Origin of the sequence: Novosphingobium arvoryzae, from assembly GCF_014652615.1 — a bacterium.
In the GTDB taxonomy this organism is placed as follows: domain Bacteria; phylum Pseudomonadota; class Alphaproteobacteria; order Sphingomonadales; family Sphingomonadaceae; genus Novosphingobium; species Novosphingobium arvoryzae.
The window spans coordinates 118213-125476 of sequence record NZ_BMZD01000007.1 but is presented as its reverse complement, the minus strand read 5'-3'; the positions used below and the strand labels follow the sequence as shown (position 1 = coordinate 125476).

Genomic DNA, 7264 nt, shown 5'->3' with positions numbered 1-7264 from the left:
GACGATGGACAACGTCGACCTTGCCCTGGCGGATGTGAACGCCGCCCGCGCCGGGCTGGGTGCCGGGCAGAACCGCCTCGAATCGGCGATCAACAACTTGACCGGCAATGTCACCAACCTGTCCGACGCCCGTTCGCGGATCGAGGACGCGGACTATTCGGCTGAAACCACCGCGATGGCCAAGGCCCAGATCCTTAGCCAGGCCTCGACCGCGATGCTCAGCCAGGCCAACCAGAGCCAGCAGAACGTCCTGTCGCTGCTGCGCTAAACCAATCTGTTTCTCCTTGGGCGCCGAGTGCCGTCCTGCCTGCGGGCAGGGCGGCACTTGTGCTTTTGCTTGCGAAAACGGCGCATCTCCGCAAAAGGCCGGGGCATGACCGATACCGATCTCCATACTGCCGCACAGGTTTCCAAGGCTTGGCCGTTCGAAGAGGCCCGCAAGCTGCTGAAGCGGTATCCGGACGGCAAACCGGATGGCGCGCCGATGCTGTTCGAAACCGGTTATGGCCCGTCGGGTCTGCCGCATATCGGCACGTTCCAGGAAGTGCTGCGCACGACGCTGGTGCGCCGTGCCTATGAAGTGCTGACCGGCGGTGCGCCGACCCGGCTGTTGGCGTTCTCGGACGATATGGACGGGCTGCGCAAGGTTCCCGACAACATCGAGAACAAGGCTGTGCTGGAAGCCAATCTGGGCAAGCCGCTGACCCGCATTCCCGATCCGTTCGGCACGCATGAAAGCTTTGCCCACCACAACAACGCGATGTTGCGCGAATTCCTCGACCGGTTCGGGTTCGATTATGAATTCGTCTCGGCCTCGGACCGGTACAATTCCGGCGCGTTCGACGACGCGCTGCGGAACGTTTTGCGCCATTTCGACGCGATCATGGGCGTGATGCTGCCCACCCTGCGCGAGGAACGCCGCAAGACTTATTCGCCGGTCCTGCCGGTCAGCCCGACGACCGGCGTGGTGCTGCAGGTGCCGGTCGAAGTGATCGACGCCGATGCGGGGCTGGTTCGCTTCACCGACAGCGATGGCACGGTGGTCGAGCAGTCGATCCTGGGCGGCCGGTCGAAGCTGCAATGGAAGGTCGACTGGGCGATGCGCTGGGTCGCGCTGGGCGTTGACTATGAAATGTGCGGCAAGGACCTGACCGACAGCGTCACCCAAAGCGGCAAGATCGCGCAAGTGCTGGGCGGCCGTCGCCCTGAAGGGCTGATCTATGAGCTGTTCCTGGATGAGAATGGCGAAAAGATTTCCAAGTCCAAGGGTAACGGCCTGACCATCGAGCAGTGGCTGACCTATGGCAGCGAGGAAAGCCTGGGCTTCTACCTGTTCCGTGAACCCAAGAGCGCCAAGCAATTGCACGTCGGCGTCGTGCCGCGCGCGGTCGATGAATACTGGCAGTTCCGCGAAAAGCTGGTCAGCCAGCCGATCGAGCAGCAGCTGGGGAACCCGGTGTGGCACCTGCTGCGCGCCAATGGCTACAACGGCGGGGACGGAGAGAAGTTGCCCGTGACTTATGGCCTGTTGCTCAATCTGGTCGGCGTGCTGGGTCCGCACGCGACCCATGCGCAGGTCTGGTCGTACCTTGGCAACTATGTCGAGAACGCCGATCCGGCGGCGCATCCCGCGCTCGATACGCTGGTTGGCTGTGCGCTGGCCTACAACCGCGATTTCATTGCGCCCACGCTGAAGCGCCGCAAGCCGGAGCCGAACGAGGCGCTGGCGCTGGCCGCGCTGGACGAGGAACTGGCGGCAACGTCGGACGATGCCACCGCGGAAGAGCTTCAGAACATCGTCTATGAAATCGGCAAGGATCCGCATTACGGGTTCGAGCAGCTGCGTGACTGGTTCAAGTGCCTGTACGAGACCCTGCTCGGTTCCAGCCAGGGTCCGCGCATGGGCAGCTTCATCGCGCTCTATGGCCTGAACAATACGCGACAACTTATCGCAGAGGCTCTCGCCTGATCGAAGGTTGAGCGTTAGCCTCTCGCTTTGGCCGACGGCCACGGACCAACCGTGTGCCGGAACAGGGCCGGGCGAGAGGATAATACATGGCATCCGGAAAAGTGGTGCGGATCGGCGGAGCCAGCGGCGCGCTGAACGACAGCGTGATCGCGGTGCCGCAGTTGCTGCGCGTGCCTGGCCTCAACTATCTGGCATTCGATTATCTTGGCGAAGGGGCGATGGGCATCTTTGCGCGCCTGAAGCAGATGGACCCGGCGTCCGGCTTCCTGCCTGACTTCGTCGATCTGCATATCGGCCCCTATCTGGCAGAGCTGAAAGCGCGCGGGATCAAGGTGGTGGCCAACGCGGGCGGCCTCAACCCGGAAGGGCTGGCGGCGCTGATCCGCGCGCGCGGCGCAGAGCAGGGGCTTGCGCTGAAAGTGGCGACGGTTTCGGGCGATGATATTCTGCCACTGACCGAAACGCTGCGCGCCGAGGGCGTGCGCGACATGTTCAACAGTGCCGAATTGCCAGAGCGGCCCGGCAGTTTTCACGCCTATCTGGGCGCATTTCCGATTGCGGCGGCGCTGGATGCCGGGGCGGACATTGTCATCACCGGGCGGGTGGCAGACAGTTCGCTGATCCTGGGGCCGCTGATCCATGAGTTCGGCTGGGGACCGGATGACCATGATCTGCTGGCGGGCGGCACGGTCGCCGGCCACTTGCTGGAATGCGGCGCGCAGGTTTCGGGCGGCACCTTCACCGATTGGCAGGACGTCCCCGACTGGGCGGAAATCGGCTTTCCGGTGGGCGAGTGCCATGCGGACGGGACGGTTGTCATCACCGTGCCGGACGGCACGGGCGCCCTGGTCTCCATCGGCACCGTGGCGGAGCAACTGCTCTACGAGGTCAGCGATCCGCAAGCCTACATCGTGCCGGACGTGGTCTGCGATTTCAGCGGGATCACGCTGGAACAGGTCGGGCCGAACCGGGTGCGGGTGGCGGGCGCAAAAGGCTATCCGGCGACCGACAGCCTGAAGGCCTGCGCAACGTTCGATGCGGGCTGGCGCTCGGTTGCGCTGATCCCGGTGACGGGGATCGACGCCGTTGCCAAGGCGGAGCGGCAGGCCGAGGCGCTGCTGCGGCGCTGTTCGCGGTTGCTTGCTGCGCGCGGCCTGCCCGACTTCTCGCTGACCCATGTGGAGGTGATCGGCACCGAAACCGCATACGGCCCGCGCCGTCAGGCTCTTGCCCCGCGCGAGGTGCTGCTGAAGATCGTGGTCGATCATGCCGATATGGGCGCGGCCATGCAGTTCGGGCGCGAACAGACCACGGCAATCATGAATATGGCGCAGGGCACCTCGATCGCGCCGATCATCGCCGCGCCGCGCGCTTTCCCGCTGACCGACATGGCGTTCTGCCTGATCGGGCGGGACCGGGCGCAGGCCGTGGTGCGGCTGGACGGCGCGGAAGTGCCGTTCACTGCGCCGCCGCAGGGTGGGTTCGATCCCGCCGCGATTGTCCGCGCACCGGTTCCCGCCGCTCCGGCTGCACCCGGCACCGTTGCGGTTCCGCTGATCCGGCTGGCCTGGGCGCGCAGCGGGGACAAGGGGCGGCTGTTCAACGTGGCCGTGATCGCGCGCAAGGCGGAATACCTGCCGTACCTGCGCGCGGCATTGAGCGAGCAGGTCGTGGCGGACTGGTATCGCCACTTGTTCGATGATCCCGCCACGGGCCGGGTTGAACGGTTCGACGTTTCGGGCATTCATGCGCTGAACTTCGTGGTGCACGATGCGCAAGGCGGGGGGATCAACGTGTCGCCGCGGCTGGATGCGGCGGCGAAATCTATGGCACAGCTGCTGCTGGAAATTCCGGTGCCGGTGCCTGCTGCACTCGCCGCGCAACTGGGAGAATGACAATGGCCGATGCAGACGTTCCCTATCTCGCACGCGGGATCCGCAACGTGGAAACAGTCAGCTCGGTGCTGGTCAGTTCCTCGCCCTACCTCAACGATCCGCGCCTGCGCGATTGGGTGGCGACCCAGTTCCTGCGAAAGAGCGGCAAGGACCGGCCGACCTCTGCCGATACCCATGCGCTCTATCCGATCCTGTTCGAAGTCCTGCCACTAGACCGGATCGAGGAACTGTTCACGCAGGAGCGCAAGCGCTGGCCGGAACTGGACGCGTGGTTCAACGCGGGCTTCTCCTCCAGCTTCACGATTGCCGAATTGCTGGATTATCCCGAGGGATCGCTGGGTTACACGTTCGGCCGCTATCTGAAGGACAACGGGTTCGAGATCGACATTGTCCCCCGGTTCGAACCCAAGAGCCAGTTCCAGTATTATTCGCTGCGCAGCGGCCAGACGCACGATCTGGAACACATCGTCTGCGGCGGCGGGTTCGACATCATCGGTGAGCTGGTTCCCTATTGGGGCCGGCTGAGCAACGTGCCGCGTTTCCTTGATCCTGAGCTGGTGCAGCTGATCAACGTCGGCCAGTTGCTGGGTGCGCTGCGGCTGGTGACGCGGACCGGGCTGCATTACCACCAGTCGTTCCCCAAAGTGCTGGAAGCAATGCGCGCCGGGATGGATGTGGGCGAACAGTCCGGCCCCTATTTCATGGCGAAGTACGAGGACGTGTTCCACCTGCCGATCCCTGAGGCGCGCGCGGCGCTGGGCATCCGGGGCGTGACCGAAGTGGACAGCGCGGCGGCGTCGCTCGCCTGGACCGAATACAGCTAGGCGCTGCACCTAGCGCTGGCGGGCGATCCAGCCGCGCACTTTGGCCTCAAGGATTGGCAGGGGCAGGGCACCGCTGCCCAGCACCTGTTCGTGGAAATCGCGGATGTCGAAGCGCGGCCCCAGCGCGGTTTCGGCTTCGCTGCGCAGGTTCTGGATCGTCAGCGCGCCGATCTTGTAGGACAGCGCCTGTGCGGGCCAGGCGATATAGCGCTCGACTTCGGCCGTCGCGTCGGTGCGGCCCATGCCGGAATTGGCCAGCATGTATTCGATCGCCTGTTCGCGGCTCCACCCCTTGGCGTGGATGCCGGTATCGACCACCAGTCGCATCGCGCGCAGCATTTCATCGTCCAGCGTGCCCCAGTGCTGTAGCGGATCGTCATACAGCCCCATCGCGAAACCCAGCGTTTCGGCATAGAGCGCCCAGCCTTCAACATAGGCATCGTTGCCGCCAAACCGCTGGAGATCGGGCAGCGAGGTGTCCTCCTGCGCGCGGCTGATCTGGAAGTGATGGCCTGGCGCGCCCTCGTGCAGGTACAGCGTGGTCACCCCGCTCAGGAACCGGCTGGGCAGATCGTGGGTGTTGTACCAGAAGATCCCCGGCCGCCGCCCATCGGCACTGCCCTGGGTATAGCTGCCGCCCGCCTCGTACTGCGCGCGGTAGGCGGGATAGGGCTGGATCACCAGCGGGGTGCGCGGCAGGCGGTGGAAATAGCGCGGGGCAAGCGCCTCCACCTTGCGCGCGACTTCGGCATAGCCGCGCGCCAGTTCCTCCTCGCTGGTGGGGTGAAAGCGCGGATCGGTGCGGATGTGCTCGAAAAAGGCCTTGAGATCGCCCGGATAGCCCAGCCTGTCCCGCACGGCGTCCATCTCGCGCTGGATTCGCTTGACTTCGCTTAGCCCCAGCTGGTGGACGCGCTCCGGCTCCAGCTTCAGCGTCGTCTCGCGCTCGATCAACTTGCGATAGAGCGCATCGCCGCCCTTCATGCTGCTCAGCCCCACGCTGTCGCGGGCGGCGGGCAGGTACTCATCGTTCAGGAAATCGCGCAGCCGGCGATAGGCGGGATACAGGTCGCTCCGGATCGTCGCGGCATAGGCGCTGCGCAGGGCTGCGCGGCGGCTGGCCGGGACGGTATCGGGAAAGCTGGTGACCGGGGCGTAGAACGGCGATTCCTCTGGCGGGTGGGCCAGCAGGGTATCGATCTGCGCGATCATGTTGCGCACGGTCAGCCGGGTATCGACCACACTGCTGTCCAGCCCCTGCCGGAACCGCAGCACGGCGTTGTCCAGCACGGTCGCAAACGCCCGGTTGAGCCCCAGGTTGCGGCGATAGTCGGCCTCGCTTTCGAACGGGATCGCCCCGCCGCGGGCCAGCAGGGCCGGAAACTCCATGTGCAGCCCGCCGAAGTGTTCCAGCGGGCGGACTGCCGTGAGCGCGATCAGGTCAGGCCGCAGCCAGTCCTGTTCCTCGCGCTTGGCGGCCAGGAACGCGTCATAGGATATCTTCCGTTCGGGGCTGAGTGCGGCGCGGTTGATCCGGGCGAGGGCCGCAAGCGTCAACTGGCCAGACTTGCGCGCCGCGCGCAATTGCGTGTCGGTGAAGACTTGCGCCAGTTCATCACCGCTGACCTCCCCGCCGTGAAACAGCGCGCCGAGCGGGTCGACCGCCATCGTCCGGCGGCTGTCATCGCGCATGACCGCCAGTAGGCGCCCGTCTTCGACTTCCGCCAGCGCGGCGCTCTGCGTCGGCGCGCGGGCGATCGCGACTTGCGGGTGCAGCGCCAGCAGCGCCGGCAGCAGGACCGCATGCAGGGCGTTGCGGATCAGCCCCATTTGCGCACGCGATACCACTTGGTGATGATGTATTTCACTCCCCGGATCACCGGCGTTCCAGCGTGGATCGTATCCTGGTTGAGCGAACCGTCAGGCGCGGCGTTGTTCCATACGATCAGCGCCCCGCGCTGGGGCGGGATCGACACGCCGATGTTGGGGAATTCGGTCTGTCCGCCTTCCTCGACGTCGTTGAGGTAGATCATCGCGGTAATGCAGCGCTGCCCGCCGCGCTTCGCCTCGACCTTCCAGTATGGGGCCTTGGTCCAGAACCAGTCCATGTGCGGCTTGAATTCCTGCCCCGGCTCATAGCGCTGGCCCTGCATCGTTTCCCCGTTCTCGTGGGGAATCCCCAACAGGTCGTCGATCCGCCGCTCGATCATTTTCACGAAGCTGTCGTCACGGTCGACATCGCCGGAATAGCTGGTGCGCCACACGCCTTCATACCCGTGGTCCAGCGTGTCGGACGGGCGCGCGGTGCGGTCCACCATGGCGATCAGTTGCTCGCATTCGGCGGGGCTGACGAATTCGGGGATGGCCCAGATTTCGGCGGTTTCGACCGGCACTTTTTCCGCAAGCGGATCGGCCGACAAGCGCCGGCGGACATGCGCGCCCACGCGCAGCAGCGCAACCTTGTCCGGGTTCGGGCAGGGAGGGTACTGATACAGGCTCATGGCCAAAGCACTATCCGCCCTGCCGCGCAGGGCAAGCGAAAGCTGGACCTGAACTGGAGCCGCGCTGACAAGAAC

6 protein-coding genes are annotated in these 7264 nt (G+C 65.2%); 4 read left to right on the top strand and 2 right to left on the bottom strand.

Annotated elements, in window-relative coordinates:
• The 4 genes from IE113_RS13755 to IE113_RS13740 all read left to right on the top strand — a co-directional run.
• The coding region (locus IE113_RS13755) for a flagellin (RefSeq protein WP_268248117.1) at positions 1-268 on the top strand (268 nt) is incomplete at its 5' end.
• Positions 269-373: 105 nt separating this feature from the next.
• The gene (locus IE113_RS13750) at positions 374-1969 is read left to right on the top strand and encodes a lysine--tRNA ligase (RefSeq protein ID WP_189542428.1); all 1596 of its coding nucleotides are present in this window, start codon (positions 374-376) and stop codon (positions 1967-1969) included.
• A gap of 86 nt (positions 1970-2055) precedes the next feature.
• Complete coding sequence (locus IE113_RS13745) at positions 2056-3864, top strand: acyclic terpene utilization AtuA family protein (RefSeq protein WP_189542426.1); 1809 nt, start codon at positions 2056-2058, stop codon at positions 3862-3864.
• A gap of 2 nt (positions 3865-3866) precedes the next feature.
• Positions 3867-4688 carry a Coq4 family protein gene (locus IE113_RS13740; RefSeq protein WP_189542425.1) on the top strand — a complete coding sequence of 274 codons (822 nt, stop codon included), beginning with the start codon at positions 3867-3869 and terminating at the stop codon, positions 4686-4688.
• Between the two features lie 9 nt (positions 4689-4697).
• Here IE113_RS13740 and IE113_RS13735 read toward each other — a convergent pair whose 3' ends face one another.
• Entirely contained in the window at positions 4698-6518 is a 1821-nt protein-coding gene (locus IE113_RS13735) for a DUF885 domain-containing protein (protein ID WP_189542423.1), read from the bottom strand.
• Positions 6509-7189, bottom strand: a complete 681-nt coding sequence (locus IE113_RS13730; RefSeq protein ID WP_189542421.1) for a prolyl hydroxylase family protein — start codon at positions 7187-7189, stop codon at positions 6509-6511. The genes IE113_RS13735 and IE113_RS13730 overlap by 10 nt, the downstream gene beginning before the upstream one ends.
• Between the last annotated feature and the right edge of the window lie 75 nt (positions 7190-7264).

Excerpts from the sequence above, each read along its gene's own strand:
- IE113_RS13745 (WP_189542426.1), top strand. The coding sequence starts at position 2,056 with ATGGCATCCGGAAAAGTGGTGCGGATCGGCGGAGCCAGCGGCGCGCTG.
- IE113_RS13740 (WP_189542425.1), top strand. The coding sequence starts at position 3,867 with ATGGCCGATGCAGACGTTCCCTATCTCGCACGCGGGATCCGCAACGTG.
- IE113_RS13735 (WP_189542423.1), bottom strand. The coding sequence starts at position 6,518 with ATGGGGCTGATCCGCAACGCCCTGCATGCGGTCCTGCTGCCGGCGCTG.
- IE113_RS13750 (WP_189542428.1), top strand. The coding sequence starts at position 374 with ATGACCGATACCGATCTCCATACTGCCGCACAGGTTTCCAAGGCTTGG.
- IE113_RS13730 (WP_189542421.1), bottom strand. The coding sequence starts at position 7,189 with ATGAGCCTGTATCAGTACCCTCCCTGCCCGAACCCGGACAAGGTTGCG.